The 26,758-nt window shown below is 68.2% G+C and carries 47 protein-coding genes; 45 read left to right on the top strand and 2 right to left on the bottom strand.

The features are described from left to right. Positions 1-123: 123 nt before the first annotated feature. The 18 genes from ACGFIW_RS02095 to ACGFIW_RS02010 all read left to right on the top strand — a co-directional run bounded on the left by ACGFIW_RS02095 (position 124) and on the right by ACGFIW_RS02010 (position 8,483). Positions 124-393: a hypothetical protein gene (locus ACGFIW_RS02095; RefSeq protein WP_393310499.1), complete on the top strand. Its 270-nt coding sequence runs from the start codon at positions 124-126 to the stop codon at positions 391-393. Continuing rightward, positions 386-562, top strand: a complete 177-nt coding sequence (locus ACGFIW_RS02090) for a hypothetical protein (RefSeq protein ID WP_393310498.1) — start codon at positions 386-388, stop codon at positions 560-562. The genes ACGFIW_RS02095 and ACGFIW_RS02090 overlap by 8 nt, the downstream gene beginning before the upstream one ends. Next, entirely contained in the window at positions 559-738 is a 180-nt protein-coding gene (locus ACGFIW_RS02085; RefSeq protein ID WP_393310497.1) for a hypothetical protein, read from the top strand. Before ACGFIW_RS02090 ends, ACGFIW_RS02085 begins: the two co-directional genes overlap by 4 nt. Further along, on the top strand, positions 735-1,559 hold the full coding sequence (locus tag ACGFIW_RS02080) for a phage antirepressor KilAC domain-containing protein (RefSeq protein WP_393310496.1): 825 nt from the start codon (positions 735-737) through the stop codon (positions 1,557-1,559). Before ACGFIW_RS02085 ends, ACGFIW_RS02080 begins: the two co-directional genes overlap by 4 nt. A 203-nt stretch (positions 1,560-1,762) precedes the next feature. Next, entirely contained in the window at positions 1,763-1,930 is a 168-nt protein-coding gene (locus ACGFIW_RS02075) for a hypothetical protein (RefSeq protein WP_393310495.1), read from the top strand. Next, the gene (locus ACGFIW_RS02070) at positions 1,927-3,777 is read left to right on the top strand and encodes a DNA cytosine methyltransferase (protein ID WP_393310494.1); all 1,851 of its coding nucleotides are present in this window, start codon (positions 1,927-1,929) and stop codon (positions 3,775-3,777) included. The genes ACGFIW_RS02075 and ACGFIW_RS02070 overlap by 4 nt, the downstream gene beginning before the upstream one ends. After that, complete coding sequence (locus ACGFIW_RS02065; RefSeq protein WP_393310493.1) at positions 3,774-3,962, top strand: hypothetical protein; 189 nt, start codon at positions 3,774-3,776, stop codon at positions 3,960-3,962. Before ACGFIW_RS02070 ends, ACGFIW_RS02065 begins: the two co-directional genes overlap by 4 nt. Next, positions 3,959-4,855 (top strand): hypothetical protein, encoded by an 897-nt coding sequence (locus tag ACGFIW_RS02060; protein ID WP_393310492.1) that lies wholly within the window; start codon positions 3,959-3,961, stop codon positions 4,853-4,855. The genes ACGFIW_RS02065 and ACGFIW_RS02060 overlap by 4 nt, the downstream gene beginning before the upstream one ends. Beyond that, positions 4,852-5,028, top strand: a complete 177-nt coding sequence (locus ACGFIW_RS02055) for a hypothetical protein (RefSeq protein ID WP_393310491.1) — start codon at positions 4,852-4,854, stop codon at positions 5,026-5,028. The genes ACGFIW_RS02060 and ACGFIW_RS02055 overlap by 4 nt, the downstream gene beginning before the upstream one ends. Before the next feature lie 238 nt (positions 5,029-5,266). Continuing rightward, the gene (locus tag ACGFIW_RS02050; protein ID WP_393310490.1) at positions 5,267-5,641 is read left to right on the top strand and encodes a hypothetical protein; all 375 of its coding nucleotides are present in this window, start codon (positions 5,267-5,269) and stop codon (positions 5,639-5,641) included. A 26-nt stretch (positions 5,642-5,667) separates the two neighbouring features. Then, positions 5,668-6,003 (top strand): hypothetical protein, encoded by a 336-nt coding sequence (locus ACGFIW_RS02045; RefSeq protein WP_393310489.1) that lies wholly within the window; start codon positions 5,668-5,670, stop codon positions 6,001-6,003. Further along, positions 6,003-6,287 (top strand): hypothetical protein, encoded by a 285-nt coding sequence (locus ACGFIW_RS02040; protein WP_393310488.1) that lies wholly within the window; start codon positions 6,003-6,005, stop codon positions 6,285-6,287. Before ACGFIW_RS02045 ends, ACGFIW_RS02040 begins: the two co-directional genes overlap by 1 nt. Beyond that, positions 6,284-6,931, top strand: a complete 648-nt coding sequence (locus ACGFIW_RS02035) for a hypothetical protein (protein ID WP_393310487.1) — start codon at positions 6,284-6,286, stop codon at positions 6,929-6,931. Before ACGFIW_RS02040 ends, ACGFIW_RS02035 begins: the two co-directional genes overlap by 4 nt. Positions 6,932-6,945: 14 nt before the next feature. Further along, positions 6,946-7,305: a hypothetical protein gene (locus ACGFIW_RS02030; protein ID WP_393310486.1), complete on the top strand. Its 360-nt coding sequence runs from the start codon at positions 6,946-6,948 to the stop codon at positions 7,303-7,305. Continuing rightward, entirely contained in the window at positions 7,295-7,573 is a 279-nt protein-coding gene (locus ACGFIW_RS02025) for a hypothetical protein (RefSeq protein WP_393310485.1), read from the top strand. Before ACGFIW_RS02030 ends, ACGFIW_RS02025 begins: the two co-directional genes overlap by 11 nt. Further along, the gene (locus tag ACGFIW_RS02020) at positions 7,573-7,851 is read left to right on the top strand and encodes a hypothetical protein (RefSeq protein ID WP_393310484.1); all 279 of its coding nucleotides are present in this window, start codon (positions 7,573-7,575) and stop codon (positions 7,849-7,851) included. The genes ACGFIW_RS02025 and ACGFIW_RS02020 overlap by 1 nt, the downstream gene beginning before the upstream one ends. Continuing rightward, positions 7,844-8,242 (top strand): hypothetical protein, encoded by a 399-nt coding sequence (locus tag ACGFIW_RS02015; protein WP_393310483.1) that lies wholly within the window; start codon positions 7,844-7,846, stop codon positions 8,240-8,242. The genes ACGFIW_RS02020 and ACGFIW_RS02015 overlap by 8 nt, the downstream gene beginning before the upstream one ends. Continuing rightward, positions 8,235-8,483, top strand: a complete 249-nt coding sequence (locus ACGFIW_RS02010) for a hypothetical protein (protein ID WP_393310482.1) — start codon at positions 8,235-8,237, stop codon at positions 8,481-8,483. Before ACGFIW_RS02015 ends, ACGFIW_RS02010 begins: the two co-directional genes overlap by 8 nt. Positions 8,484-8,748: 265 nt before the next feature. Here the strand turns inward: ACGFIW_RS02010 and ACGFIW_RS02005 are convergent, their stop codons facing one another. Continuing rightward, complete coding sequence (locus ACGFIW_RS02005; RefSeq protein WP_393310481.1) at positions 8,749-8,982, bottom strand: hypothetical protein; 234 nt, start codon at positions 8,980-8,982, stop codon at positions 8,749-8,751. Positions 8,983-9,381: 399 nt separating this feature from the next. On the opposite strand from ACGFIW_RS02005, the gene ACGFIW_RS02000 reads away from it, so the two are divergent. The 22 genes from ACGFIW_RS02000 to ACGFIW_RS01895 all read left to right on the top strand — a co-directional run bounded on the left by ACGFIW_RS02000 (position 9,382) and on the right by ACGFIW_RS01895 (position 21,192). Beyond that, entirely contained in the window at positions 9,382-10,116 is a 735-nt protein-coding gene (locus tag ACGFIW_RS02000) for a hypothetical protein (protein WP_393310480.1), read from the top strand. 208 nt (positions 10,117-10,324) lie between these two features. After that, positions 10,325-10,561, top strand: coding sequence for a hypothetical protein (locus ACGFIW_RS01995; protein WP_393310479.1), 237 nt, complete (start codon positions 10,325-10,327; stop codon positions 10,559-10,561). Next, complete coding sequence (locus ACGFIW_RS01990) at positions 10,561-10,710, top strand: hypothetical protein (protein WP_393310478.1); 150 nt, start codon at positions 10,561-10,563, stop codon at positions 10,708-10,710. The genes ACGFIW_RS01995 and ACGFIW_RS01990 overlap by 1 nt, the downstream gene beginning before the upstream one ends. Next, positions 10,707-10,925 carry a hypothetical protein gene (locus tag ACGFIW_RS01985; RefSeq protein WP_393310477.1) on the top strand — a complete coding sequence of 73 codons (219 nt, stop codon included), beginning with the start codon at positions 10,707-10,709 and terminating at the stop codon, positions 10,923-10,925. The genes ACGFIW_RS01990 and ACGFIW_RS01985 overlap by 4 nt, the downstream gene beginning before the upstream one ends. After that, a complete protein-coding gene (locus ACGFIW_RS01980) occupies positions 10,922-11,800 on the top strand; it encodes a hypothetical protein (RefSeq protein ID WP_393310476.1) in 879 nt (292 codons plus the stop codon). Before ACGFIW_RS01985 ends, ACGFIW_RS01980 begins: the two co-directional genes overlap by 4 nt. 4 nt (positions 11,801-11,804) lie before the next feature. Further along, positions 11,805-12,893 (top strand): hypothetical protein, encoded by a 1,089-nt coding sequence (locus ACGFIW_RS01975; RefSeq protein ID WP_393310475.1) that lies wholly within the window; start codon positions 11,805-11,807, stop codon positions 12,891-12,893. After that, positions 12,893-13,426 (top strand): HNH endonuclease, encoded by a 534-nt coding sequence (locus ACGFIW_RS01970; RefSeq protein WP_393310474.1) that lies wholly within the window; start codon positions 12,893-12,895, stop codon positions 13,424-13,426. The genes ACGFIW_RS01975 and ACGFIW_RS01970 overlap by 1 nt, the downstream gene beginning before the upstream one ends. 10 nt (positions 13,427-13,436) lie before the next feature. Next, the gene (locus ACGFIW_RS01965) at positions 13,437-13,808 is read left to right on the top strand and encodes a hypothetical protein (protein ID WP_393310473.1); all 372 of its coding nucleotides are present in this window, start codon (positions 13,437-13,439) and stop codon (positions 13,806-13,808) included. Then, the gene (locus ACGFIW_RS01960) at positions 13,805-14,242 is read left to right on the top strand and encodes a hypothetical protein (protein ID WP_393310472.1); all 438 of its coding nucleotides are present in this window, start codon (positions 13,805-13,807) and stop codon (positions 14,240-14,242) included. Before ACGFIW_RS01965 ends, ACGFIW_RS01960 begins: the two co-directional genes overlap by 4 nt. Then, positions 14,218-15,135: a hypothetical protein gene (locus ACGFIW_RS01955; protein ID WP_393310471.1), complete on the top strand. Its 918-nt coding sequence runs from the start codon at positions 14,218-14,220 to the stop codon at positions 15,133-15,135. The genes ACGFIW_RS01960 and ACGFIW_RS01955 overlap by 25 nt, the downstream gene beginning before the upstream one ends. Beyond that, positions 15,135-15,365, top strand: a complete 231-nt coding sequence (locus tag ACGFIW_RS01950) for a hypothetical protein (RefSeq protein ID WP_393310470.1) — start codon at positions 15,135-15,137, stop codon at positions 15,363-15,365. Before ACGFIW_RS01955 ends, ACGFIW_RS01950 begins: the two co-directional genes overlap by 1 nt. After that, positions 15,362-15,835 (top strand): hypothetical protein, encoded by a 474-nt coding sequence (locus ACGFIW_RS01945; protein WP_393310469.1) that lies wholly within the window; start codon positions 15,362-15,364, stop codon positions 15,833-15,835. The genes ACGFIW_RS01950 and ACGFIW_RS01945 overlap by 4 nt, the downstream gene beginning before the upstream one ends. After that, positions 15,832-16,146, top strand: a complete 315-nt coding sequence (locus ACGFIW_RS01940; RefSeq protein WP_393310468.1) for a DUF4031 domain-containing protein — start codon at positions 15,832-15,834, stop codon at positions 16,144-16,146. Before ACGFIW_RS01945 ends, ACGFIW_RS01940 begins: the two co-directional genes overlap by 4 nt. Continuing rightward, positions 16,143-16,589 carry a RusA family crossover junction endodeoxyribonuclease gene (locus ACGFIW_RS01935; RefSeq protein WP_393310467.1) on the top strand — a complete coding sequence of 149 codons (447 nt, stop codon included), beginning with the start codon at positions 16,143-16,145 and terminating at the stop codon, positions 16,587-16,589. Before ACGFIW_RS01940 ends, ACGFIW_RS01935 begins: the two co-directional genes overlap by 4 nt. After that, positions 16,582-16,719, top strand: coding sequence for a hypothetical protein (locus ACGFIW_RS01930; RefSeq protein ID WP_393310466.1), 138 nt, complete (start codon positions 16,582-16,584; stop codon positions 16,717-16,719). Before ACGFIW_RS01935 ends, ACGFIW_RS01930 begins: the two co-directional genes overlap by 8 nt. Then, positions 16,712-17,728 carry a DUF5131 family protein gene (locus ACGFIW_RS01925; protein ID WP_393310465.1) on the top strand — a complete coding sequence of 339 codons (1,017 nt, stop codon included), beginning with the start codon at positions 16,712-16,714 and terminating at the stop codon, positions 17,726-17,728. Before ACGFIW_RS01930 ends, ACGFIW_RS01925 begins: the two co-directional genes overlap by 8 nt. After that, positions 17,721-18,197 (top strand): hypothetical protein, encoded by a 477-nt coding sequence (locus ACGFIW_RS01920; RefSeq protein WP_393310464.1) that lies wholly within the window; start codon positions 17,721-17,723, stop codon positions 18,195-18,197. Before ACGFIW_RS01925 ends, ACGFIW_RS01920 begins: the two co-directional genes overlap by 8 nt. Continuing rightward, the gene (locus ACGFIW_RS01915) at positions 18,194-18,685 is read left to right on the top strand and encodes a DUF4326 domain-containing protein (RefSeq protein WP_393310463.1); all 492 of its coding nucleotides are present in this window, start codon (positions 18,194-18,196) and stop codon (positions 18,683-18,685) included. The genes ACGFIW_RS01920 and ACGFIW_RS01915 overlap by 4 nt, the downstream gene beginning before the upstream one ends. Continuing rightward, entirely contained in the window at positions 18,682-18,987 is a 306-nt protein-coding gene (locus ACGFIW_RS01910) for a WhiB family transcriptional regulator (protein ID WP_393310462.1), read from the top strand. The genes ACGFIW_RS01915 and ACGFIW_RS01910 overlap by 4 nt, the downstream gene beginning before the upstream one ends. After that, the gene (locus tag ACGFIW_RS01905) at positions 18,984-19,325 is read left to right on the top strand and encodes a hypothetical protein (RefSeq protein ID WP_393310461.1); all 342 of its coding nucleotides are present in this window, start codon (positions 18,984-18,986) and stop codon (positions 19,323-19,325) included. Before ACGFIW_RS01910 ends, ACGFIW_RS01905 begins: the two co-directional genes overlap by 4 nt. A 68-nt stretch (positions 19,326-19,393) precedes the next feature. Beyond that, the gene (gene dnaN, locus ACGFIW_RS01900; RefSeq protein WP_393310460.1) at positions 19,394-20,527 is read left to right on the top strand and encodes a DNA polymerase III subunit beta; all 1,134 of its coding nucleotides are present in this window, start codon (positions 19,394-19,396) and stop codon (positions 20,525-20,527) included. Continuing rightward, positions 20,524-21,192 carry a WhiB family transcriptional regulator gene (locus ACGFIW_RS01895; RefSeq protein ID WP_393310459.1) on the top strand — a complete coding sequence of 223 codons (669 nt, stop codon included), beginning with the start codon at positions 20,524-20,526 and terminating at the stop codon, positions 21,190-21,192. Before dnaN ends, ACGFIW_RS01895 begins: the two co-directional genes overlap by 4 nt. A gap of 231 nt (positions 21,193-21,423) precedes the next feature. Here the strand turns inward: ACGFIW_RS01895 and ACGFIW_RS01890 are convergent, their stop codons facing one another. Then, complete coding sequence (locus ACGFIW_RS01890) at positions 21,424-21,633, bottom strand: type II toxin-antitoxin system Phd/YefM family antitoxin (protein WP_393310458.1); 210 nt, start codon at positions 21,631-21,633, stop codon at positions 21,424-21,426. Between the two features lie 116 nt (positions 21,634-21,749). Here ACGFIW_RS01890 and ACGFIW_RS01885 point away from each other — a divergent pair, with 116 nt between their 5' ends. The 5 genes from ACGFIW_RS01885 (at position 21,750) to ACGFIW_RS01865 (ending at position 26,665) form a co-directional block, all read left to right on the top strand. Next, positions 21,750-22,814 (top strand): HNH endonuclease, encoded by a 1,065-nt coding sequence (locus ACGFIW_RS01885; RefSeq protein ID WP_393310457.1) that lies wholly within the window; start codon positions 21,750-21,752, stop codon positions 22,812-22,814. Then, entirely contained in the window at positions 22,811-23,794 is a 984-nt protein-coding gene (locus ACGFIW_RS01880; protein ID WP_393310456.1) for a hypothetical protein, read from the top strand. Before ACGFIW_RS01885 ends, ACGFIW_RS01880 begins: the two co-directional genes overlap by 4 nt. Positions 23,795-23,808: 14 nt before the next feature. Continuing rightward, entirely contained in the window at positions 23,809-24,480 is a 672-nt protein-coding gene (locus ACGFIW_RS01875; RefSeq protein WP_393310455.1) for an ATP-binding protein, read from the top strand. Further along, on the top strand, positions 24,477-25,832 hold the full coding sequence (locus ACGFIW_RS01870; protein WP_393310454.1) for a replicative DNA helicase: 1,356 nt from the start codon (positions 24,477-24,479) through the stop codon (positions 25,830-25,832). The genes ACGFIW_RS01875 and ACGFIW_RS01870 overlap by 4 nt, the downstream gene beginning before the upstream one ends. A 218-nt stretch (positions 25,833-26,050) precedes the next feature. Beyond that, a complete protein-coding gene (locus ACGFIW_RS01865; RefSeq protein ID WP_393310453.1) occupies positions 26,051-26,665 on the top strand; it encodes a hypothetical protein in 615 nt (204 codons plus the stop codon). Positions 26,666-26,758: the final 93 nt, after the last annotated feature.

The following is a 26,758-nucleotide window of genomic DNA, read 5'->3' as shown; positions in this document are numbered from 1 at the left end:
ATGTTGTGCTCCCCAGCGCCGGTCGACCACACGTCAGGCGCTCAGAATACATCGATAAAGACAATTAAGGTTTTCGCGTGTCGCGCCTTGCGTGCCACGCATGGCACTGCTTGAATAAGTGCCATGCGAGGCCCATCAACACTCACCGTACGGGCCAGCCACGACCCTTCCGCCCGGTACCAACTTCGGCGCGACGCCGTCGAAGAGGCCAAGGGACGCAACGGCTGGCCGACCGACGAAGCGGCATGGACGGCCCTCGGACTCGCCCGCCGCACCTACTACCGCCTTTTCGGCGAGGCCACCAGCATCTGCGCCTGCCGCGCCCAGAGCATCGCTGACCGGCTGGGCTGCTCTGTCGACGACGCGTTCATCGTGAAGATGCGCCGTGGGTGACGTGCCCGCCTGGCTGGTCCAGGCCACCGCCGAAGCTGCACCCGAACTGGTCGCCGAGCAGGTCGACCGTCTGCGACTGGTGCTCGCCGCCTCACCCCGGCTCTCTAAGACGGACCATGCTTCGGCAACGGCCCAGCCGGTCCAGGCGGATGAGGTGCGTGCCGCATGAGCCCTGACGTGATCATTCACGAGGCTGGCACCGCCAAGCGGCTGCTCACGATGCCCGCCGACCACTACACGGTTGAGGTCGGCGACTGGATGCCCTACATCGTTGAGGGTGCGCCGCAGGTTCTCGAACTGCTCAACCTGCGAGCCAGGGCCAAGGCTGAGGCGGCACGCCGATGACTCAGCTCGACGTCTTCACCAACGGATCCGCGTTCGACACCATCCGGCACACGGACGGCGACGGCACCGAGTGGTGGTCCGCCCGCGAACTCATGCCCCTGCTCGGCTACGACCAGTGGCGCCGCTTCGAGGACGCCATCGAGCGTGCCGAGGTCGCTGCCGGCAACGTCGGAGGCAATGCCGCTCAGGCTTTTTGCCGGCTCCGGCAAGAAGGCACCGGCGGTGCTCCCCGCGCCGACTACCGGCTGTCCCGCTACGGGGCGTACCTGACGGCGATGAACGGTGACCCGAGGAAGGCGGAGATCGCCGCCGCACAAACCTACTTCGCGGTGAAAACCCGTGAAGCCGAGATCAGCTCTCGCCGGGAGTTGTCGCGCCGTGAGTTGGCGCAGATGGTGATTGAGGAAGCGGACCGGGCGGACCGGGCTGAGGCTGTCGCCGCCGAACGTTCCCGCGAACTGGCGACGGTGGCTCCGAAGGCGCAGGCGTGGGACACCCTCGCCTCGGCTGCCGGTGATTTCTCTGTCGGTGATGCGGCGAAAATCCTCAGCCGCGATCCGCTGATCAAACTCGGTCAGGGCCGACTGTTCACCGTGCTCGCCGACCTGGGCTGGCTGTACCGGCAGCGCGGCGACCATCGCTGGCGTGTCTACCAGCAGCACATCGAGGCAGGCCGGCTTTCTGAGCTGCCGTCGAGTCACTACCACCCCAGGACTGGCGAGCTGGTGTTGGACCCGCCTCAGGTGCGGGTGACCGCGAAGGGCATCGCCGAGCTTCACCGCCACTTGGGCGGGACGGGTGCGCCTCAGATCGACCCCTGAACGAGCTGAACGCCCCGCGGCCGGAATCCGGGGGCGTTCGCTGCTCCGCCAACTGAACCGCTTCCTGGACGAGAGGACTCGGCCCTATGGCTATTAGCACGATAGACGAAGTCACCCGAACGGCCACCACCGCTACCCGCTTGCTGCCATCCCCGTCTGATTCGCAGGGCTGGTCGGCGGACACGTTCGCTGCTATCGCCCGGGTGACCCCCGATGAGCGGGCGCACGCCCTCGCCCACCCGGTGCCGCAGCACGGTTGCCCGTTCGGCGGGTGCGCCGGGGTGCAGGTCCCCTACCGCGAGCGGTCCGCAGAGCTGACCTGGCGTGAGGACGCCCGGGTGTCGCCGGTCCGGCACGAGGTGGCGGCGTGAAGGCGCGAACCGCTCGGCGCACCGCCCAGCACCGACCTGCCACCCGTCGTCGCCGGTTCGCCCACGACGACCTGGTTGCCGTCGACCTGTTCTCCGGTTTCGGCGGCCTGACCCGCGGCATCGAGATGGCCGGATTTACCACGATCATGGCCGCGAACCACAACGACTACAAGGTGCAGGTTCACGAGGCCAACCACCCTGATGCCGAACACTGGATCGCCGACTTGGTGGACCCAGAGTCGTCCGACTACCACTCTGCTCGTGACCTTCCGGCCGCCGACATTCTCGTGGCCGGCGTTAGCTGCGTGAACCACTCGCAGGCCAACACGCAGAAGGCGTACGCGCAGCGGATGAGCCTGTTCGACCTCGACGACCCGGAGTTCGAGGAGCGGGTGACACGCTCCGAGCGGGACCGGGCGACGGCCAACTGCGTGCTGCATTACGCCGCCGAGCACCACCCGCGCATGATCCTCGTGGAGTGCACCACGGAGCTGACGTCGTGGGGGCCTGCCATTCCCGGACGGTCGAAGGTCGGCGACGGGTCAACGTACCGGTGGTGGCTCAAGCAGTTCGACAACCTGGGCTACCGGCACAAGGTGATGTACCTGAACTCGATGTTCTTCGGGGTATCGCAGTCGCGGAACCGGATCTACATCGGTTTCTGGGACAAGAGCATCCCTGCGCCGGACCTGGAGCACCGGCCGGCGTCGTGGTGCGGCCGTTGCTCCGAGATCGTGCCGGCGGTGTGGACGTGGAAGACCGGCATCCCACTATCCGGGTCGGTGAACTACGGCAAGCAGTACAACTACAGGTGTCCTCGCTGCCGCGACGAGGTCATTCCGCCGATGAGCCCGTCGCTCAACGCGCTTGACCTCACCAACCTCGGCACCCGCATCGGCGACAAGCCGCACAAGCTGCACCGGGACGGCTCGACGGGCCCTCTCGCTCTGGCGACTCTCGCCCGCTCGGAGCGGTGCCGGCAGCGTTTCGCCGACTTCCCGGCGATTCTCATGCCCGCAAAGGCGGTGCGTGGTGTGGAGCGGCATCCGTGGCAACCGATGGCGACGCAGACCAGCCAGCAGGAAACGGCGCTCCTCTCGACCGGCACTGCCCCGGCTGGGGCCGGAGGTGGGGTCGGCCTGCTCGCTCCGCCCGTCGCGGTCACGGGCCAGGTGTTTGCCGCGCACCGACACAACGGCGACGGCCAGCACCTGTCCCGACCGATGGACACGGTCACGACCACTCATGAGAAGGCGATGCTGTTCGCCGCGGTCAACAACTTTCAGGGCGCACCTCGGGGTGTGGATGAGGCTCTGCCGACTCAGGGCGGCTCGGAAACTCTCAGCCTCCTGTCGGCTGGCGTGGTCCCGTTCCGCAAGAACACTTTGCCGACGGTGCATGCGGAGGCGATACCGACGGTGACCTCCGATCAGATCCCCGGGCTACTGACCGCGGTTGGTGTGATTCAAAAGAACGAGGGCACCGACCGCCGCGTCTTCCCCGTCAGTGAGCCGCTTCGCACTGTTGTTGCATCCTCGGCCAACCAGGGCTTGCTGTTCTCGGGTTGGGCTGAGCGGAACGACACGAGCCCTCGGGCGAACGCTGAGTGGCGTGCTGCGCTCGCTGAGCTGACGTTGGACGACTGCTATTTCCGAATGCTCGGCCCGCACGAGGTTGGTCGCGGGTGCGGGTTCGACGTGGACTTCCCCGACCACCAAGGCACTTTCGTGGTGTGGGGTTCCGCCCGGGATCAGGTGGACGGATTCGGTAATGCTGTTTCGCCGCAGGTCGGTGAGTGGATTGGCCGGCGTCTGCGGGCGGCGCTGCACTCGGAGGTGGCGGCGTGACCCGGGGCCGGGAGTTCGCGGACGCAATCCCGTCGATGCGGGAGTCGGAGGTTCGTGCGTCGCGTGAGGAGTGGCGGGCGATGGAGTCCCGACGCCACTGGCGGTGGATCTTCATTGCCGCCGCCGTGGCCACCGCTGTGCTGCTGTCGGCGCTGCTGTTCATGTCGGGCGGGGTGATGGTGTGAGCGCCCCGACGATGCGCCTGCTCAGCCTGGGCGCAGGAGTTCAGTCCACCGTTCTGGCGCTCATGACCGCCGACGGCACTCTTCCCAAGGTCGACGGCGCGATCTTCGCCGACACTGGCTGGGAGCCCCGCAAGGTGTACGACCAAGTCGACCGACTGGCGAAGGTGCTCGACGCGGCCGGTATCCCGCTGCACCGGGTCAGCAACGGCAACCTCCGCCACGATTTCCTCGACCCCGAGCACCGCTACGCCTCCATCCCCTACTTCGTCCGCAACCCCGACGGCTCCGACGGCATGGGCCGCCGACAGTGCACCAGCGAGTACAAGCTCGCTCCGATCGGCCGGAAGGTCCGCGAACTGCTCGGCGCCGAAGCCCCCGACTTCCGCCGAGTGCCGAAGGGCCGGGTGGCAGAGCAGTGGATCGGGTTCTCCACCGACGAGATCCACCGAGTGTCGGACAAGGAGGGGGTGCTCTACTCCCGCAAGCGATACCCGCTGCTTGACCTCGGCATGAGCCGCAAGGACTGCCATCGCTGGCTCGCTGCCCGTGGCTGGGGCGACACCGCGAAGAGTGCGTGCATCGGTTGCCCGTTCCACGGCAACGCCCAGTGGCGGGAACTCCGCGACAACCACCCCGACGAGTGGGCCGACGCCGTCGCGTTCGACGAGGCGATCCGCAAGGGCGGCGCCCGCGGCCTGCCGCTCAACGGGGAGGCGTTCCTTCACCGATCCCGGCTGCCGCTGTCCATCGCACCGATCAACCGGGTCACCCGCAAGGAGTGGGCTGACCGGTCGCCGGACATCTTCGACGCCCTTGCCGATGCCGAGCTGGAAGAGAACGGCGACCCGGACGGGTGCTCCCCCTACGGCTGCCGGTCGGGGGTGGCGGCGTGAGCGGTGTTCTGGTGTTGATGCCGTCCGATGGTCGCACCCCGCGGGTGGTGCCGTTCGGCCCGGCTGATCTGCCGGCGGCGCAGCGGTTGCGGGACCGGTACGCCGCTGAGGAGTCGGTTCGGGACGGGCGCCGCACGGTTGAGGTCGTGTTGGCGGATGGTGATGCCGCATGATGCGCGCCCGCCATGAGGGTCAGCCGTGTACGTGCGTGCACTGCGGTGAGCCGTTGGTCCGGTTGCAGGCTGACGGTGGCCGCGAGGTGTCCCGGTGGGTGCACACCCCGAACCGGTTGCCCTGTGTGGACCCGCTGACCCGTGAGGAGCGGTCGACGGTCGCGGAGCGGCGGCAACCTGTGGTGGCCCGCAGTGGTGATGTGCGGCCGGGCCGGTTGCGGGCTCGGCGGGGTGTGCGGTGAGCACCCGGTTCGCCTGGCATTCGGCCGGCAGCGTGTTCGCGGCTGCTGTGGCGTTGGCTGTCGCCGGCCTGTGGTTGCCGGCCGCTGCCCTGATGTTCCCCCTCGGTGTGCTGGCCGGCAGATGGCATCTGCTGCACCGGGTGGCCCTGCTGTCGACGGCGCTGCTGCTGGTGGCCGCCGAGTTGGAGCGGTCCCGCGGTGAGGTGTTCCGGCTGGGCGAGGAACTGACTTTCCACTATGACCACCAGTTTGCCGCCCGGTACGCGGGTGTTGACCGTCCGCGCCCCGACTGGGCTGCCGTCGACCGCAAACCTGACACCGCCGCACGCGGTGTTCCGGCACCCACGCGCGCCACCACCCCCCATCCCTGACCGTCCCTTACGAGGGGAGCCACCTCATGTTCCTGTCTTCTCTGCTGCGCGGCATGTTGCAGTTCGCAACCCGTCGCCACATCGCCCCCAACGAAGGGCCCGCCCTCCCCCCGGTGCCCGCCCCGGTCGAGCCTCACGGCACCGTCCGTGGGCTGCCGGTGATGGGTCGCGCCCGTGTCCCGTTCCGGAACATGCCGTGCGCCCGGGAGGTGGACGGTCCGACGATCCGCATGGTGTGGCCCGGCCAGCCGGGCGTGAACAAGGGCACCTCGTACGTGCGCCCCGAGGGTGTGATTGGGCGGCACCGCCCCCCGGACACGAACGTGATGCCGGCCCGGTTCACACGGCAGCAGGTCGCGTGATGGGCGACACCGCTGTGACCGTGTACGCGCTGACCGCGGGTGTCCTGGTGGTTGTGTTGGCGTTGCTGTTGGTTGATTCGCGCCCCCTGTTCCGCCTGCTGCACCGTCTGCGGGCAGCGTTGGCGGCGGCTTTCCGGTTGGAGCGGCCCTGGTATGAGGACGTTGACTACCCGGCGCGCACCGACTTGCAGGTGTGGGCGGACACGGTCGACGACCTAGCGGACCTTGCTGAGGTGGCGCCGCGGATTGTGGCCGCGTACCTGCCGGCGGGGGTGACCCGGTGAACGGGTGGGAGTTCGCCGGGTATGTGCTGTGGTTCGCCGCGGTGTTGGGGGCGATCGGGTTCTTTGCCCGCGAGTCGTGGCGTGCGGGGCGCAACCATCGGGCCGCGAATGAGCGGATCGGTGACGAGCATCAGCCGGTGTTGGTGCAGGCGCAGGCGTGGCAGCAGTCGACTGGGGCGGGTACCACGGCGTTTCCGGCGTCGCACCCGCCGAAGCCGTCGCGCCTGGGTGCGGGGTGGCTTTGGCTGGGGCAGGCGTGGTCAACGCTGGTGGTGCAGTTGCGGGGCGGGGACCGGTTCGCCGCCCCCGGCGGGAAGCACACCCCGACGCTGCGGTGGACGACAGGTGATGTGGCCCGGCATCTGGCCGCCCGTTCGCACCTGTCCGACGACGAGGTTCGGGACATCGTCCGGCAGGAGTTTGATGCTGGGCTAGCCGCCGAGCAGCCCACCGGTCTGGGGGCGATGCCGGACCGGCTGCCATGGGACGTGCTGGACCGGGCACAGGGTTCGGCCCCGGTTGAGCGTCCGTTCGACGAGCAGATTCGCGCACAGAACGAGGTGTTGCACTGGCTGGCCCGCGATGGCGCTAACGGTGAGCCGACGACGTTGCTGCCGACTGTGCCGCCGGGTGGTGCCCGGTGAGGTGGTGGCGGTGGGTGCGGGCGTTCCTGTCCAGCCAGGCGGTGTTGGCGTCGCGCGTGGTCGTGCTGGAAGACGCGGTCGAGCGGGCTGCCGCACACAAACGCCGCGATGACGCCTTCCGTGAGGTGACGGTCAAGGTGCTGCGCGATGACTTGGCCGCAGCCCGCCGTGAGGCTGAGTCGCTGGACGCCGGCAATCAAACGCTGATTGAGCAGATTCGGCGGGCGGAGGTGACCAGCAGCAGGCAGGCGCACCGTATTGCCGCCGCGTTCCGGTTCGCCGAGCAACTGCCGCCGGATCTGGCTACTGAGCTTCGGGGGCGGCTCGCCCTCACTTTCCCGTCTGTGCCTGAGGAGGCCGCCCGTGCCCACTGAGATTCATGTCGTTGTGTCGCCTGCCGGTGTGGCAGCAGCGTTTTTGGGTTTGATCCTGTTTGCGGCGGTGGTGTTCCTCGCCGGGGTGGCGGCTATGTGGCCGCAACGCTCGCAGGCTGAGGTGGATTCACCGGTGGCGGCGGATGCGACTGAGCCGCCAGCACGTCGGCCTGTTCGGCACACGGGCACGATCCACGCCCCGCAGTACCGCCGGTCGGAGTCGGATGAGGACACCGAGTTCATCGAGCTGCCCGGGGCGCGGTACTGATGGGCACCCTGTTCAACCCTGGCCCGGTCGGGTTCGTGCTCGGTGCCTTGCTGATCGTGGCCGGGGTGAAAGTGTGGCACCGGTTCGCCCGTCGCCGCTTCCACGCTGAGGTTGCTGCCGAGCTGGCGGTGGGTCGGGCGGTGGTGCCGCCGTTGTGGCATCCGTCGCAGGGCCCGCAGCGTCGTGTGGAGCCGGTGACGGAGTTGCTGCCCCGGTGTGTGGACGCGCTGGACGCGACGCAGATGATCCCCCGGCAGCGGGCGGTGCGCCGTGGGTGACCGCATCGTCAACCTCACCCCGCACGACATGCACGTCTATCCCGCCGATTGCCCGGACCGCATCGAACCCGGCAGCATTCAGCCGATCGCGGTCATCCCGCCCGCCCCTGCGGAAATGCGCGCCCCGCTTGACAAGACTCGCCTGCGGGCGTTTCCGCCGTTGACGTTCGGCGGCGCGGACATCCCGGTCAACGTGGTGCAGCATCACGGGTCGTCGAACCTGCCGGCACCCGAGCCCGGGGTGTGGTTTGTGGTGGCGTTGGTGGTGGCGTTGGCGCACCCGAACCGGCGGGATCTGCTGGTGCCAGATGAGGCTGTCCGCAACCTCGGCGGTTCCATGATCGGCTGCCGGTCGTTCGGCGTATCTCCGGGCGGTGGTCGCCGTGGCTGACCGGGAGCAGTGTGTGCCGCTGGTCGACGACGGCCGCATGAACGCCACCTACCGGATCGCCATCGGTGTCCTGCTGATCCATGCCGGCCTGTGGTTCGACGGCGAGGGGATGCCCGGAGCGGTCGCGCATGTGTGGGGTTTCCCGTACTTCGGGGTCGGGGTGAGTTTGCTAATCCTGGGCGCGATCCAGGTCGTGCAGCGGATCCGGGAACTGAGCCGGGGTCGGGGTGAGCGGCCGTGACGCGTGCCTTCTACCGGGGTTACGCATCCCGGCGTGTGACCCGCTTGCACATCATGCGGGAGGACGGCCGGTTTGCGGGCCGGTCGGGTGAGTGCGGCACGGGTGGTTGGGCTGGCCGCCGGTCGGAGCCGATCATCTTGGATCCGATGCCGTTGGTGCCGCCGGCCGGGTTGTCATGGTGCCCGGCGTGCGTTGGGCGGTTGGCGGAGCGGCGCGGACTGCTGGCCGGGTGGGCTGCCGAGATGGCGGGTGCGCGGTGAGCGCGTCAGGCGTCGTCGTCGCCGGGTTCGGGGCCGAGGTGGGCACGCAGGATCTCGGCCGCCTTGTCTGCGCCCCCGGCTCGCCGTACGAGGCGCCCCAGCTCGATGGGAACGACGGCGGCTACAGGCGTGGTCCGGTTCTTGAGGAATACGGTCCAGCGCAGCAGTCGGACATGCGAGATGACCTCGGTGAGGTTGGCGCGGGCTTCGGAGATCAGAAGCTCTTCCCGGATGTCCATGGCGGGCACTTTACTCCCGCGTTTTGCTGTACAAGTCGTCGTCATGTACATAAGATGGAGCATGAGGCAGGAAGCCTCGAACGTCAAACCAGCCTCCCGGCGGCACGGCACCCGCAGGCATCCCGCCCGCACCGACTGCCTCCGCCGGGACGGCGCACAAGCCAACCAGACGATCACCTCCAACCTTTGGAGTCGATGACGCATGCCCAACAACCACGCCAACTGCGGGAGCTTTGCCTACAAGCAGGTGATCTGCGATCGCTGCGGAGCCGAGTACACCTGCACCCCCTCCAGCGACTTCTACTGCGCGGCCGAGGGTGACCACTGCTGCGAGTCGTGCCTTCTGCGCGGTGCTGGCGTGTCTGAGAGGACGATCGTCCGGCTGGTCGGTGAGCAGCCGTGACCGTCTTCGACCTGATCGACCAGATGACCCCGGAGCAGATGCGTTCCGCCCTCCACCGGGTGCTTGACCTCTGCAATGCCGCCGACCCGAACGGCGCACACATCCCCACCAACGGCACCCTGCTGCTCAGCCAGCATTCCGGTGGGTGGCAGAACATCCCGGAGAAGGAAACGGTCTGGGTCCGGTCCGACGGTGGGGACACCCCGGAAGACCCGGCGCTGAACGAGCCGTTGTTCTGGCCGGTTGGTAACCCGGCCGAGCCCAGCGGTCATCGGCGTTCCATGGGCGAGTTGCTGTGGCTGGACGATCCGGCGTGCGACCGAGGCAGTGTGTCGTTGGAGGCGTACCTACCGCTCGACGCGATCGTGGATGCCATCGCCCCGCCGTGCACCACCTGCAACGGCACGGGGCAGACGGTTGATCGCGGGTCGCTGGGCGTGTCCGAGTGCCAGGACTGCGGCGGTGGGCAGGTCAGCCCGCCGAAGGGCTCGACCCCCGACGACTGGCGGATGCCGACACCGATGCGCCTGATCGACGCCGCCGAAGACGCGCGGCAGATGTTCGGCGCGAAGGGTGCGGCTGACATCTTCCCGAATCTCCCTGAGCACGACTATCGGTTCGAGGCCAAGTTGCCGCGCGGCGCACGAGTGACCTTCTCCTACGACGCCACGGCCGAGCACATCGCCCACTACCTCACGCGTGAGGGTGTCGACCTGGGCGGTGAGCGCTGATGTCCGCCGAGTTCGCGGGTGACGCCTGCTGGCGGTGCGAGTCGACGCCAGCCGCCCGCACATGCTGCTCTTCGCACAAGCGGGAGTTGTGCCACGCCTGCTACCGGCGCAGCCACTTCGTTGAGGTGTGCGCTGCCGGGTGCTCCGAGTGCGCCGCCGAGAACCTGCCGGTAGTTCTGCCCCGCCGCGCGCAGGGCGGTGAAAGCCGATGACCGCCGAGGTGGAGTTGCTGCGTGAGGCCGTCACCCGGCTGCGGGCCGACGCGAAGCCCGGCAACCCGAACCCGTGGTCGAACCCGCTGTTCCTGTCCCACGTGGCCGACATGTTGGAGCGTGAGGCCGACGAACTCGAATCCGTCCCGTACCGGGTGGACACCGACTGGATCGAGCGCAACTACCGCGACCCGCTGGCAACCGCCCGCGCCTATCTGGGCCGGGAGGCGTGATGACCGAGATGGTGTCGCTGCCCGATGTCGGCACGTCCGACCCGCTGTGCACCTGCACGATCGACCCGGATGGTGCCCGCAACACGGACGGCTGCGTGCTGTGCGACCTGCCGCCGTGCGGGTTTCTGGTCGGCGAGGTGAACCAGTGACCGCCGCTGTGATCGCCACTCCGAGGCCGCAGCCGAAACCGGGTGACCCGTTCCCACCGCCGTGGCCGGGCGCACCCCGCCACACCCAGCAGGCCACCTGCCCGACGTGCGATGCCCCGGTGGGGTCGCTGCTGGCCGCGTGCTTTGCCACCAAGGCGTGCCTGACCAACGACCTGGACTACGACGCAGCCATCGACGCGAGGTGCGACGCGTGACGATCACCGCCGAGCCGCTAACCAAGCCTGGCCCGCCGACTGCGCTGACGAACCCGGAGACGGGGCAGCGCTGGTACATGCACCCCGCCACCGGGGAGCGGTTCATCTCCGTCACCACAGTTCTGGACTACATCCGCAAGTTCGGGATCACCGACTGGGCAACCGGCCTCACCGCGAGAGCAGCCTTCGACAATCTGCCGCTACTCAACCGAGCCTCCCGCGCCCAGTCGTGCAACTCCACGAAAACCGACAACGCGTGCGGGAACTGCCCCGACTGTGTGGCGTACTGGCTCGCCGACCGGCACAACGCCGAACGTGACGCCGCAGGCGAGCGCGGTTCGAAACTTCACGACGCCGCCGAGCAAACCGTATTGCACGGGCCGGGCGTCCACGTTGACGACGACGCGAAGCCGCTGGTGGATCAGTGGCACCGCTGGTTCGCCCGGTACAAGCCGGAGTTCCTGGCGACTGAGATGACGGTGATCTCCCGCAAGTGGGGGTTCGCCGGCACCCTCGACAAGATCGTGCGGTTCTCGGAGGCGTCTCGCCTGGACAAGCCCCTCGCCCACCTGACCGGGCTGCCGCTGCTGGGCGACTACAAGTCGAGCCGCAACGTCTTCCTCACCAACGGGTGGCAGGTCGTCGCGTACGCGAAAGCCGACGCGGTGTTGCTGCCCGACGGCACTGAGATGCCGATGCCTGAGGTGAAGGGCGGGCTGATCGTGCACATCCGCCCGGAGCGGGTGCAGATGCGCGAGGCGTACCTGACCGACAAGAACTTCCAGTACTTCGTGCACATGTGCCGAGTCGTCGAGGGCCTGGCCGCTCCCCTGAACACCGTTCTTTCCCGCCCCGTCACCATGAAGGAGGCGTAAGCCCATGCCCATTCTTGGCTTGCAGCAGCAGCAGACCGAAGTCGGCCGGATTCGCTTCGGCGTGAAGGTCGGGACCGGTCGTGGCCGCCCCACGAAGCTGGACCGGCTGCGGTTCACCTCCCCCCGCCAGGCGCTGATCGAGAAGATCGCCGCCACGTACGGCGGGAAGGTCGAGCCGTGGCAGCCACCGAAGGGCTCCGGTCAGTGGCAGGTGATCACCGACGCTGCTGAGGTGCCGGTGCTGATTCCGCCGCAGGATCCGGGCGAGTCGCAGTGGTACGAGATGTGGTCGGCGGGTGGTTGCCTGCGGCGTTGCGACGGGCAGCAGGAGAAGATCAGCAAGTCGTCGTGCTTGTGCGACCCGGTGGCCCGGGACTGCAAGATGCACACCCGCATCCGGGTGATGTTGGAAGACATCCCCGGGTTGGGTGCGTGGCGGGTCGACACGGGCTCGTACTACGCCGCCGTGGAGTTGCCGGGTATCGCGCAGTTGCTGGCGATGGCGCAGGGCGCGATCCCCGGCCGGCTGGTGCTGGATCAGCGGACCGTGACCCGGCAGGTGGACGGGAAGCCGCAGACGTTCAACTTCGCGGTGCCGACCCTGCACGTGGACGAGTTGACGCCAAAGCAGTTGATGTCGGGTCGGGTTCAGGAGTTGGTGGCGGCCCGCAACAACGCTGCGGTGGCCGGTGACATGCGGGTCGCTATCGCCGCCACGGTCGATTACGGGTCGCTGATCGACGCCGCCCGGAACGTGGACGCCTTGTACGACGTGGCGAAGCAGGTGAAGGCCGCGCACGGTGGGGAGATCCCGGCGGAGTTGCTGACCCAGTTGGAGACGAAGCGGGCCACGATCCAGGGTGCCCAGCCGGCGCAGCCGGCCACCCCGGCGGCGCAGCCCACCCCGACTGTTGTCGATGACCTCGACGGGCTGTGGGCGAGCATCCTCGCCGAGTCGCCGTGGAACTCGAAGGACGAGTTGGAGACCAACTTCATCAAGCTGGTGGGCCGGTCGTCGGCGGATGCGACTGCTGAGGACATGCGGAAGTTTCTGGTTGCGATGCAGCAGGCGAAGGCTGGGGCGGGGCACTGATGGAGCGCCGCACCCGGTTGTCGCGCATGTCGGCTCGCCGCCGTCAGGAGTTGGCGGAGCAGGGCAACCGGAACCCTTTCTCAACGATCACCAACGCCGCGCTTACGCCCAGCCAGCCCGCCGCCGGGAAGGTGAAGCCGCGGTCGACTGACACCGGCCCGAATCGGGGCACGGTTGCGACGGTGGTTGCCCGCGATTTCGGTCGCTGCGCCCGGTGCGGCGACCCGGTGAGTGGTGAGCGGGGTCGGGACTGGTCGGTGCAGCACAGGCGCGCTCGGGCGATGGGCGGCACGTCTCGGTCGGATGCGAACGAACCACAGAACCTGATCTTGCTGTGCGGGTCTGCCACAACTTCCTGCCACCTGCACGTCGAGTCGCACCGCGAGGAGGCCCGCGCGAACGGGTGGGCAATCCGCCTGTCGGACGACCCGGCCGAGGTGCCCGTGAACCACGCGGTGCACGGGTGGGTGCTGCTGAACGACGTAGGCACCTTCACGACTTACTCCCCCAACCACGACCACACCCACGCCTGAGGAGGCGACCATGACCTACCCCGTTTGGGATACCGCCGACACCGTCGACCCGTCGATGCTGCCTGTCTCCCCCGCCATCCAGGATCTGCTACGGGAGGGCGCCGCCGCCCGGATCGAGGTGGGCCAGTGGCGTGCCGCTTTTGGTGAGAACGCGCTGCGGAACGCACAGCAGATCCTGGCCGAGCGCGCCCGCAACGAGGCCATCCTGCGTGACACGGTCCGGGCGCTTGGCCTTGACCCCAACAACGTTCACTCGTATAAGGAGATCCCGGCCCGGGTCGCCGAGTTGCGTGACCTGTTGGCGCACCGCAACGAAGCCCTCAACCAGGCCATCGCCGCCGCACGGAAGGCCACCAGGCAGGGTGCGGGGGCGATGGCATGAGCGCCCCCACGCGTGACATCAGCGAGTTCGAGGCCGCCCGTCTCATCGCGAGCAGCGACCCGAACATGCTGCGCGGCCCGTGGGTTGCCTACCTCGCCGACTCCGACGGGTTCGTGTACGAGTCCGTCGCGGACGTGATCGCCGACCTCGGCGACGAGGAAGAGGTTCGCATCGGCGTCGTCCGCGGTTCGGCCGCACCGACAGAGCGGGACGGCGGTCTGCGACTGCCGGGCACCAACAAGGTCGGTGACCGGGCGTTCGAGGTGGAGGTGTACGTCGACGGGGAAGGTGACAACGCGGACTCCGCGGTGACCCGGTACGCGCAGGCGTTGGCGATGGCCGCCGGGTTAAACGCGGTGTCTGGGCATGAGCCGGCGCCGGGTTACCCGTGCCACAACGAGTCGTGCGGGTGCCGGACGGCGGTGAACGGCTGATGGGCCGCGAGATCAAGCGGGTGCCGCTGGACTTCGATGCGCCGATCGGTGAGGTGTGGACCGGCTACGTCATGCCCGACGACCTTCGCGGCGAGCAGTGCGGGACCTGCGACGGTGGCGGCTACTCGCAGGCCGCGAAGCACCTGCACAAGATGTGGTACGGAAACGCCCCGTTCCGACCGGAGGACAACGGGTCCACCCCCCTCACCCCGGAAACGCCCGCTGTGCGGGCGTTCGCCGAGCGAAACGTCACCCGCTCCCCCGACTACTACGGCCAGGGTGAGCACGTCATCCGCCGTGAGGCACGCCGGCTCGCCGACTACTGGAACAGCGCCTGGTCCCACCACGTCAACGAAGCCGACGTGGCCGCACTGGTGGAGGCCGGACGCCTGTACGACCTCACCCACACGTGGACCCGTGAGAACGGGTGGCAGCCCATCGACCCGCCGGTGATGCCAACCCCGGAGCAGGTCAACCAGTGGAACATCGCCTCGATGGGCCACGACGCGATCAACGCGTCAGTGGTGGTCCGGGCACGGTGCGAGCGGGACGGCGTTGACGTGCTGTGCAGCGCGTGCGGCGGGGAGGGCATCCGGTGGCGCAACGACCAGCACAAGGCGGCACACGAGGCGTGGGAACGCACCGAACCGCCGTCCGGCGACGGGTGGCAGTTGTGGGAGACGGTCAGCGAAGGCTCCCCCAAGTCGCCGGTGTTCGCGACCGCCGATGAGTTGGCGTCGTGGATGTCGGATCCGGAGCGCGGTCGGGATTGGGTGCCGGGTGATGTGGCGGCGAAGTTCATCGCCGACGGGTGGGCGCCGACGCTAGTTGGTTCCAGCGGCGACCTGATGTCGGGCGTCGAGTTCGTGGGCACTCGGGGTGGTGACGCCTGATGGCAATCTTCGATCAGCGGGAGTACACCACCCGCACCTACGAATGGGCTGTCCCCACCGGATGCCCAGCCGAAGAGTTCGAAAAGGCGTGGGCGGTGGCCCTGGTGACCTACCGGCGGGTGCACAACCTGCCCGAGGATGCCGCCCCGAACGACGGTGGATGGCTGCGCGTGTACGCCCAGGACGACGAGGTTGTGCTGCGGTTCGACGTTCGGGAGGCCGGCCGATGACCGCCGCCATCAAGGCCATCACCGTCCGCAAGCCGTGGAGCACCTGCATTGCCTCCACCAACGCGGGGGCGAAGCGGGTCGAGAACCGGGGTGCCGGGACCAACCACCGGGGCATCCTGCTCATCCACGAGGGCAAGACGGCAGACGTTGACGCGTTCGCCGACCGGCGGGTGGCCGAACTGCTCACCCCGCACCGCGACGCACCTGAGCAGCCCGGGGCGGGAGCAGTCATCGCCGTCGCTGCACTGACGGACGTTCACTACGCGGCGGGCGGCGACTGCTGCGCGCCGTGGGGTGAGATCTGGCACCACGGCCCGAATCGTGTCGGGCGGGCTGTGCACCTGGTTCTGGCTGACGTTCGCCCGCTGGACCGTCCGGTGCCGTGCCGGGGTGCGCTCGGCCTGTGGGCGCCGCCGGAGGACGTGGTCGCGCGGGTGCTGTGGCAGGTCCCTGCGGCGGTGACCCGGTGACCGTCTACGTCGACAACGCTCGAATTCCGGCGCGGATGGGCCGCATCACCGCCCGCTGGTCACACCTGACTGCCGACACGGTGGAGGAGCTGAACGAGTTCGCGGTCCGCCTTGGCCTGCTGCCGGAGTGGTTCCAGACGTGCAAGCGTCCCTGCCACTCACGCCTGCCATGCACCCATTGGCACTTTGACGTGGTGGACGCCAAGCGCGATGAGGCCATCCGGGCGGGCGCGAAGGCAATCGACATCCGGGAGATGGGTGCCATCACCAGCGCACGGCGTCAGGCGCTACTGGCGGGTGAGGGCCGGTGACCGTCATCCGCATCGAGGTCGTCGGCGTACCCAAGCCGAAGGGCAGCCTCAAGCACATCGGCCGGGGCCGGATGGCCGAGCAGGTCGCCGGGTCGAAGACGTGGCGGCAGTGCGTTGCCTGGGCTGGACGGCAACAACATCACGGGGACGCCCTTAACGAGCCGGCGGAGGTGTCATTCGACATCCGGGTGCCCGTGCCGAAGTCGGCCCCGAAGCGCCTGATTACCTGGCCTGCCACACGGTCGTCGGGTGACGTCGACAAGCACCTCCGGAACCTGTTGGACGCCTTGGTCGACGGCGGCGTGCTGGCCGACGACTCGCGGGTGGTGCGTGTGTCCGGCGGTAAGCGTCATTGCCTGCCCGGCGAGGTGCCGGGGGCGACGATTTGGGTTCGGCCCGCCGGTCCGGCTGGGTCGCGTGTGGTGGAGGCCGACTGTGCCTGACGCTGCCGTGTTCCCCGACCGCGCTGTCCTGCCGTACGACGCGAACGGCAACACGGCCACCCAGGTCGGTGACGTGATCTTCCTGAACTGCAACCCCAACCACACCCCGAAGGAGGCCAGCCATGGCTGATACCGCAATTGAGTGGGCCGACAAGACGTGGAACCCACTTCTCGGCTGTGAGCGCGTCTCGGCCGGCTGTGACGGCTGCTACGCCATCTCGACCGCCACGATCCGGGCGGGCAACCCGCACCCGAAGGTTGCCGCCGCGTTCGCTGGGCTCACCGAGCGGCGTGACGGCCGCCTCGACTGGACCGGCCGCATCAACCTGCTGCCCGAGCGGCTGACCCAGCCGCTGCACTGGCGGAAGCCGCAACGCATCTTCGTCAACTCGCAGAGCGACTTGTTCCACAGGGACGTACCGGACAGCTTCATCGCGCAGGTATTCGCCGTCATGGCGCTCGCGGAGCAGCACACATTTCAGCTCTTGACGAAGCGCCACGGCCGGATGCGCTCCCTGCTGAACTCACCCGCCTTCCGTGTTCTCGTTCTCGACCAGGCGTACCTTCTGGTCGTTGGCGAGGTGCCAAGCGCACAAGCCCCCCAGCATGTCGTCTCCGCCTACCATCGGCGGCGGCAGGCTGCTCTGCTTGGCCAAACCGACTCGGCCCTACCTGCTTGGCCGCTAACCAACGTGCACCTCGGCGTGTCGGTGGAAGACCAGAAGACCGCCGACCTGCGCATCCCGGCGCTACTCGCGACGCCTGCCGCAGTGCGGTGGCTGTCCTGCGAACCGCTGCTCGGGTCCGTTGACCTGACCAAGTTCCTGCACTGGCGGCCGATCGGCGAGAACCTGCGCCACTCGCCCCTCCCCCCGTCGTACGCCGACGCGTGTGGGCTCCCGGCCCTTCACTGGTGTGTCGTCGGGGGCGAGTCCGGCCCGAAATCCCGGCTGATGTCCCCAGAGTGGGCCCGCAACCTCCGGGATCAGTGCATCTCGGCGCAGGTGCCGTTCTTTTTCAAGCAGACCGGATCCGTGCTGGCAAAGGAACTCGGCATCCCGGGCAAGGGCGATGAGTGGAACGACCTTCCGACCGAGTTTCAGATCCGCGATATGCCGCAGGAGGTCGCTCATGTCTGACCCAACCGTTCTCGCCTACCTCGCTGGTGTTGTGGACAGTGACGGCTACGTCACCGCTGCGATCACCAAGCACAAGGGTCGTCAGTTCTATGGTGCAGCCATCGGCATCGCCGGGACTCGCCGCGAGCCGCACGACCTGGCCGCGAGCCTGTTTGGCGGCAACGTCCGCACCTACATTCCGCGGGGCAATCGGGAGCACCACCGGCCGCAGTTTCAGTGGCAGCGGTACGGCCGAAGCGCACTGCCAGTCATTGAGGCGATCCGGCCGTACCTGCGAGTTAAGGCCGAGCAGGCTGATCTGGCGATCGAGCTTGAGGAGATGGCTGACGAGGCGCGCGAGATGCGCGATCAGGACGACCCGTACCCGTGGTTCGGTCCCGACTTCGACCCCGCTGCTCAACTGGGGCGGCAGGCGGCGGAGATTCGCGCCCTCAACCTCCGAGGTGTCCGTGTGGCGGTGACCGCGTGAGCCCGCAGCGGATCCAGCGCCAGCGCACCGCCGGATGGCGGATGCCCGAGAACACCGTCTACGTCGGCCGTCCCACCCTGTTCGGCAACCCGTTCACCTACCGGGGCCAGTGGGGGCTCGTCCACTACGGGCCGAAGCACCACGAGCGGTTCGGCCGCGACTGGGACCACGAGGGCCGCATCAGCCGCGACGGCAACCGCCACGACATGTTCCTCCCCATCGACGGCTCACGTGACCTGGACCAGGTGGAGACGTACGTCCGGTGGGGCACTCGCGCCGAACTCGTCGAGCTGTACCGCCTCACCCTCACCGGCCCGACGTTCGGGATGCGCATGGCCTACCCGAGTCGTGGGGGCCACTTCCTCAAGGTCACGGTCGATGACATCCGCCGCGAACTGGCCGGCAAGAACCTCGCCTGCTGGTGCAAGCCCGGCGACGCCTGCCACGGCGACGTCCTGTTGGAGATCGCCAACGGGGGTGCGCTGTGACCCGCCACGCGTCGAAGGTCGCCAGCACCCGTGTTGAGGCCGAGCGCGGCGGCGACTGGCGGCACGCGTCGGCCTGCCGGGATGAAGATCCAGAGCTATTTCACCCGGTAGGCACGTCCGGGCCGGCGCTGTTGCAGGTCGAGCAGGCCCGAGCGGTGTGCCACCGATGCCCGGTCCGCGACCAGTGCCTGACCTGGGCGCTCGACCACATGGAGTTCGGGGTGGCCGGCGGCCTGTCGGAGGACGAGCGCCGCACCCTGAAGCGCCTCGGTGGCGTCAACGCCCTGTGGGGCACCGCATGACCGCCAGCACCATGGCCCGCCCCAGCATCGGGGCGGGCCCCGCACCCCGAAACCAGGACAACACCATGACCGACTACCGCACCTACGAACGCCTCATCAACGCCATCAACGCCGGGCGGATCCGCCGCAACCCGTTCACCTACGAGTACGTGGACGACAAAGGCAAGTTCTCCAACCTTGACCTGCTCATCTTCCACATGGAGGACTGCGGGTGGGTGCGCCTGCACATCGACGGGCGCATCGAGGTCACCCGTGACGGGGAGGCGTGGATGGGGCGCACCCGGCGAGGCAGCAAAGCACCAGAGGTCGCTTTCAGTGACCAGCCTGGGGCGGCGTGATGAGCACCGTTGTGGTCGCACGAGGTGCTAACGATGTGCTGCCCTGCCCGTCGGAGTCGGCCCGCCGCATGAAACTGACCGTTGAGCGTGACGCGTTCGCTGACGCTGTTACCGCCGCCGCCGACGCCACCCCCAACCGCCCCTCAGTGCCGATCCTCGCCGGCATTCTCCTCACCACCGTTGATGACGGGTTGACCGTATCCGGGTTCGACTACGAGGTGTCCAGCCGCTCATGGGTGCGCGGCACCGTCACCGACCCCGGCACTGTTGTTGTGGCAGCCCGGCTGCTCGCCGCCATCACCAAGGCGCTCCCGCACAAGCCCGTCGAACTGGCGTCGGCCGGCACCCATCTGGAACTGGTGTGCGGGTCCGCCCGGTTCACCCTCCCCACCATGCCCGTGGAGGACTATCCGCAGCTTCCCGGCCTGCCCGCCACCGTTGCCACCGCCGACGCTGCCGCCCTCGCCCAGGCCGTCGCGCAAGTCGGTGTCGCGGCCGGCCGCGACGCGGCCCTGCCCATGATGACCGGGGTCCGCCTCGAACTTCGGGGCAACACCCTGTCGCTGCTGGCAACCGACCGGTACCGCCTCGCCCACCGCGACATCACCATCAACCCGGCCGAATCCGGCCTGAACCTTGACGTGTTGGTGCCGGCGAAGCTCCTCACCGACACCGCGAAAACGTGGGGTGTGGGGTCGGTGGACATCAGCCACGACCCTGACGCGAACGGGCTTGTTGGGTTCGCCATCGGGCAGCGTAAGACCACGTCCCGACTGCTCGACGGGGTCAACTACCCGCCGGTGCGCAGCCTGTTCCCCACGTCGTACCCCAGCGCCGCCCGCGTGCCGGTCGCCTCACTGATCGAGACGGTAAAGCGGGTCGCCCTAGTCGCCGAACGGGCCACACCCGTCCTGCTCACGTTCACCGACGGCGGCGACGCGGTTGTGGTGGAAGCCGGCGGCGCTGAGGAGGCCCGCGCCTCGGAAGCCCTCGGCATCGGCTCCTACGCCGGGCAGCCCACGCTGACTGTCGGCTTCAACCCGCAGTATCTGATCGACGGGCTGCACAGTCTCGGTACGGCAACCGCCCACATCGGGTTCGTGGACGCGTTCAAGCCCGCGGTTATCTCCCCCGCCGACGACGACGGCGAGCCCACCCTCGACCACCGCTACCTGATCATGCCGATCCGGGTGAGCCGATGACCTCCGTCGCCGTCACCCCCATTCCGTCCCGCCGGCTCACCGTCCTGCCGTGCGCTGCGGACCCGGAGAAGTGGTACGACGGCAGCCGCAATAACGACGCCAAGGCGGGGTGCAAAGGCTGCCCGGCCCGCGGCAGCTGCCTCGCCCTCGCTCTCGAAACCGACGAGCCGTGGGGTGTGTGGGGCGGCTACACGGCAACGGAACGGCAGCGGTTGGCCTCCGGACGGACGCCCCTCGTCTGCCGGGGCTGCGGCCAGGACTGCGTTCCGGACCAGCCGCACCATGCCCGCTGCGACCGCTGCAACACCGGCCCCGACGGACGCAACGTGGACGACGATCGGGAGCAGATTGCCCGTCTCGCCGCCGACGGGTGGACCGATCGGCGGATCGCCAACCGGCTCGGATGGACCGTCAACAACATCAAGGGGTGCCGCAGCCGGCACAACATTCCCAGCGCCTACCCGAACGGCGGCGGCGGGCATTGGCTGGCCGCGACGACGGCGACAAATTTGAAGCCGTGCGGCACGTCTGCGGCGTTCCGTCGGCACAAGCGGCGCGGTGAGCCGATCGATGAGGCGTGCCGGCAGGCGAATGCCCGAAGCTCCGCAGATGAGCGGCAGGCGAAGGCTGCTCGGGCCCTGGCGGGCCGCACCAACCGTCCCTGACCGGAGGTGACCCCCGATGACCGCGAAGGTAATCCAGCTCGACAGCCGACGCCGCGCCCCAGCAGTTGACCGTCCAGCGCCGCTAACCAAACCGTGCGCTGTCGGGGTCAAAGCATGCGGGAAGACACCAGCCCGGTTGTACGCGCGTGGGTGGTGCTGCGACGAGCGCGCGCCGGGGGCAGCAGGAAAGCCCGACACCGTGACGGGGTCGGGTGAGGTGGCGTGAGAGGGCTAGTCGGTTTGCTCGGGCGGCGGGGACCAGTCGTCCCACGGGTCGCCCATCAGTTCGGCCGCCTTCTTGTACCAGGCGGGCGACACCAGCAGCCCGGCCGGCGTGCTGCGGCGAAGCACAACCGGGTGTTCACCGCGGGCCACGGCGTCCAGCAGGTCGCTGAACTTCTCTCGCGCCTGCTGGGCACCGACGATCGGACGCTTTGCCATAGCGGCAGTGTACGGCTCCCCGTAAGGACCGCCTTGCAGGTCGGGGTGGACCGCAGTCGTCATGACTCTCCCGTAAGTCTCGGTGGTAGCTCTACTGTAAGGTTCAGTGTAAGGTAATGATCAGGGCGACGCCACCACAGGCAGCCCGTCAAGCCAGCGACGTGCTCGAACTCTCGACCAGCACAGGAGATTCAGTGGCAGTCAGCCGCACACTGCGGTTCCAAATACTCCGGCGCGACAGCCACCGCTGCCAGAGCTGCGGGCGGAGCGCGCCCGAGGTGCAGTTGGAGGTTGACCACGTTCTTCCGGAAGCACTCGGCGGCCCCAGCACCCCCGAAAACCTGCGCGCCCTCTGCGCCGACTGCAACGGAGGCAAGTCGGCTACACCCCCTGACGCCGCCGTAGTCGCTCAGGTCAGCGCGGATGCCGTTCGGTGGGCCGAGGCGCAAAAGGCGGCAGCCCATCGAATGCTCGCCAACCTCGACGCTCAGGCCCGCAATCGAGCCGAGTTCGACGAGGCATGGCAGCGGTGGACGTACGGGGGTGATCGCACTTTCCCACGCGACGACGACTGGATGGACAGCGTCAGCCGGCTCGTGGCTGCTGGCTTGCCCATGCCCGTACTGCTCGACTGCGTCGACCAGGCGATGCGGAACAAGACAATCCCCGTGGACCGGATCTTCCGCTACATGTGCGGCATCGCGTGGCGGCGCGTGAAGGATCTGCACGAGGCTGCCGCAGCCATGCTCGACGATGCCCGCAGCGGCAGTTCGGAGCGTGACAGTGGAAGCCCGATGCTGGCGCGGGCTGTCCTTGAGTGGGCCGTGGGCGAGCAGGATGCGCTACGGCGCGAAGCCCTGGACGAGGCCACGGAAGACGGTGTCGACAACCCCAGCGAAGCAGAGCTGCTAGACCGGGCGGCCGTTATCTCAGCCCGCAACGCGTGGAGCGAAGTGACAGGGCACCGGAACGCAGCAACATCCCTTCTTGCCGCCCTGCCCGAGCCGTTCCGGCGGCTGCTGCTCGAACGGGCCGAACGGGACGTGGCCTTTGTCTCCGACGAGCCCTACTCGATCCAAGACGTTGAGGCATGGGCAGTCGTCATCGTCGGACGTGAAATCTCGGAGCGGTTCGCTGAGCACGACTGGTCGCAGGGCAAGGGAGGCGAGGTTTCCCAGTGACGACGCGGTGGGAGGTGGAGAAGGCCGTGAAGGCGTCGAGCATCGACATCACTGGCAAATGCATCCTCATGATGCTGCTGTCCGAGACGAACGCCAGCACCGCCGAAATCGCCCCCAAGCACGCCCCCACCTACACCGAACTCGAAGCCACAACCAGCGCCTCCCGATCGACTCTTGTCGAATGGATGCGCGCGCTGACTGCGGGTGGCTGGGTACGGAAATTGTCGTTCGAAGGCGAGTCACGGACCGGATATGCGCTTTCCGTGGGCGATCCAAATACGGCACGGGAACCCCGCGCGCGGGCATCCAAAGCGACGCCCAAGACTGCCGCCGACGCACACCAGGCAGAGGCGGATGACGATGGAGCGTGCCGCCTGGCGGCACAGAGCGGCGGGGGGAGCATGCCGCCAGGCGATACGGAGCATGCCGCCAGGCGATACGCCGACGTGCCGCCAGGCGATACGTCGACCGAAGGTGTCCTTATTAGGAACTCTCCTACGGAGAGTTCTACAACTAACCCAACTCTTACTCCTCCCCTCTTCGGGGAGGGTGCGACCACCGGGAAGGCCAGGCGAGCGTCGAAGCCGAAGAAGGCCGAGCCGTACCGCGAAGACGTCGAGAGGGTTTGCACCTACCTCGTCGAATGGATCGTGAAGAACGGATCCAAGCGCCCGACCATCTCGAACGACTGGCGCGCCGAAGCTCGACGAATGATTGACCTCGACAAGCGGAGCCTTGACGACATTCACCGGGTCACACGGTGGTCCCAGAAGCACCACTTCTGGAAAGGCAACATCATGTCGATCCCGAAGCTGCGCGAGAAGTTCGACCAACTGCGCCTGCGCATGGAAGCCGAAGAGGCCATCGAAGCGGAGCGCAATCAGCAGAGCGGGCGCATGGACGGCGGCATGAAGCCAGCCAACCCCCGCATCTTGCGGAACAGCCACGAGAACCAAGACCGCTACGACGTGAAGCTCTAACGGAAGGAGGGCCAGTGGACATCAGCAGCACCAACCTCGGCGGCCTCGCCCGCGAAGTGATGGAACGGCGCGGCATCGACCCGACCACCGTCCCCCCGCGGCCCGGATTTGACCTCGCCGACCATCTCATCGAGCAGGCGGAGGCGACCCTAAACCTGATCCTGCCGCCCCGGTTCCGCCACGCCGAACCCGACGACCGGCAGGTGCGGCAGTGGATCGGCACATACCTGCGCGACCCAACCACCTGCCCCGGTCTGCTGCTGCTCGGCCCCGTAGGCACCGGGAAGAGTCATCAGGCGTTCGGGGCGCTGCGGCGTGTGGTGTTGGAGTCGGCCAAGCGCTGCCGGCGGATGACGTACGCCGTGACTTCCCACCCGGAGTTCAACGCCGCGATGCGCCCCCAATCCGACGACCGGCACCTGCGGGCGCTCGCCGACTACCAAACCGTTGATCTGCTCGTCTTCGACGACCTGGCCGCCGGGAAGTCCACCGACTGGACGGAGGACACCCTGTACCGGCTGATGGACGCACGGTGGGCGAACCAACTGCCGACGATCACCACCACCAACCTGGACGCCGACGGTCTGCGCGCCGACGTTGACGAGCGGGTGGTGTCCCGCCTGTCCACCAGCGTGCAGATCGGGTTGAAGGGTTCGGACCGGCGGCGCGGCGGTGACCTGCCGTGACAGACACGTTGGACCGCGCCGACCCGGTGACCGTGTTCTACGACCACGGCGCCGAGCAGGTGGTGTTGGGGGCGATGCTTCGCGACCCGCTGGTCATCGGCGAGGTGGAGGCGATCGTGTCGGCGGGGTCGTTCCACAAGCCGTGCCACCCGCTGCTGTTCGAGGCCATCACTTATCTGCGGGAGAAGGGCCGCAAGACGGACCCGACGAGTGTGGCCGGGTATTTGGCGGACGAGAAGCTACTCACCCGGATGCCGGGCGGCGTCCTGTACCTGGACGAACTGCTTGAGGCGGTTCCGGTGGGTGCCCCGGTGGGTGAGGCGACGTACTACGCGCGGACGGTCGCCGACAAGGCACTGTTGCGGGACTTCGACGCCGGGTTGGAGAAGGCGCGCAACGACATCCGCTCCGGTGCCGCGAGCAACCCGGCGTCGCTGTTGGAACGCACCCGCGTGATGATCTCGGACCTGGGGATGCGCGCCGCTGGGGATGGTGGGCCGAAGCGGTGGCGGGACATCATCCGCCCCGGCCTGGACGCGATCGAACTCGCCGCCGAGGAAGGATCCGGGCCACCTGGCATCCCCACCGGCATCCCCGACCTGGACCGGCTGATCCACGGGTTGCAGAAGCAACGCCTGTACGTGGTGGCCGGCATACCCGGTGGCGGTAAGTCGACGTTGGGCGCGGGTGACTTCGTCCGGTCGGCCGCGTTTGAGCACGCCTGCGCGACGGGCGTGTGGTCGATGGAGATGACCGAGCAGGAGTTGTTCAACCGGCTGATCTGCGCCGCCGCTCGGGTGCCGTCGGACAAGGTCACCGACGGGACGTTGGACACCGACGACTGGACGGCCATCGCCCGGGTGTGCGGGCAAACCGAAGACGCGCCGCTGTGGATTGATGACACCAAGGGCCTGACCATGGCCGACATTCGGGTTCGCGCCCGACGGTTGAAGCAGCAGCACGGCCTGGAGCTCGTCGTCATCGACTACCTGGGGTTGATCGAGTCCGCGTCGAGCGCACCCCGAAACCAGCAAATCGACGAGATGGCCCGGTCGGCGAAGAACCTCGCCGGTGAATTGGACCTCGCGGTGGTGCTGTTGGCGCAGATGAACCGGGCGTACGCGCAGCGCGCAGACAAGCGGCCTGTCCTGACCGACTTGAAGGAGTCGGGCGGCATCGAAGCCCACGCCGACGTGGTGATTTTTGTGCACCGGGATGAGCAGTTCGACAAGACGAAACGCCTCGGGGAGGCCGATTTGATCGTGGAGAAAAACCGCGGTGGCGCTCGCGGCACCGTTGAGGTCGCCGCCCAACTGCACTTGAACCGTTTCGTGTCCATGGCCATGCCGTGATCGACGACGACGAGCGGTACGGCCGCGCCGGGAATCAGCCGCCGCCGCAGATGACCCGCGGTTGGGCTGGACGCGACATGGACGGCGCCGCCCGAGGTTCTGACGTCTGCACGTCCAAAGCTGCGCGTGGTCCTTGGCAACGCCGCTGAGCCCGACACGTCCGCGCGGCCCACCCGGCAGGCGCGTCCCCGGTTCGCGCTGATCGACGGAGCGTTGACGTGACCGCCCCGGTGTGGCCGACGGTGATGGTGACCGGCCACCGCCCCCAACACCTGCGCCCCGAATCCCTGCATGACTGGGTGCGCCGCGAGCTGGACCGCCTGGCGCTGAAGCTGCGTGACGTGCACGGCATGACGTGCGGGATTTCCGGTATGGCGTTGGGCGCCGACCTGTGGTGGGCGGACGCCGTGCACCGTGCCGGGGTGCCGTTCGTGGCGCACATTCCGTTCCCGCAGCAACCGGACCCGTGGCGGCGCCGCAACCCGCAGGCGGTCGCCGAATGGCATCGGCTGCGCGCCTTGGCCGCCGAGGTGGTGCCGTATGGGGACCTCGCTGGCTTGGCCGAGCACGCCCGTAAGCGGGTGGTGGTGCGGCTGCTGCACGAGCGCAACGACGGGATGTTGGCTGCGGCTGACGCGTGCCTTGCCGTGTGGTGCCCGTCGAAGCGTGACGGGGGCACGTTCTCGGCGGTGGAGAAAGCCCACCGGATGCGCCTGCCGATGATCCTCGTCAACCCGGAAGCCCGCACGGTGACCATGCCGTCCCCCGCCCGGCTCGACCACCTGCTGTACCCGAACCGCCCGCAGCCCCTACCGATCCTGGGTGGTGTCTGATGGCCGCCCACCCCACCAACCCGGACTTCACCGCCGCCGGTTTTGAACGTCACGTCATTCGGCCAGATGTGAACGGCAACCTTGCCGACCGGT

Origin of the sequence: Micromonospora sp. NPDC048935 (assembly GCF_043197875.1) — a bacterium.
Taxonomy (GTDB): domain Bacteria; phylum Actinomycetota; class Actinomycetes; order Mycobacteriales; family Micromonosporaceae; genus Micromonospora.
The sequence above is the reverse complement of the archived record's forward strand: the minus strand, read 5'-3'. Positions and strand labels throughout refer to the sequence as shown.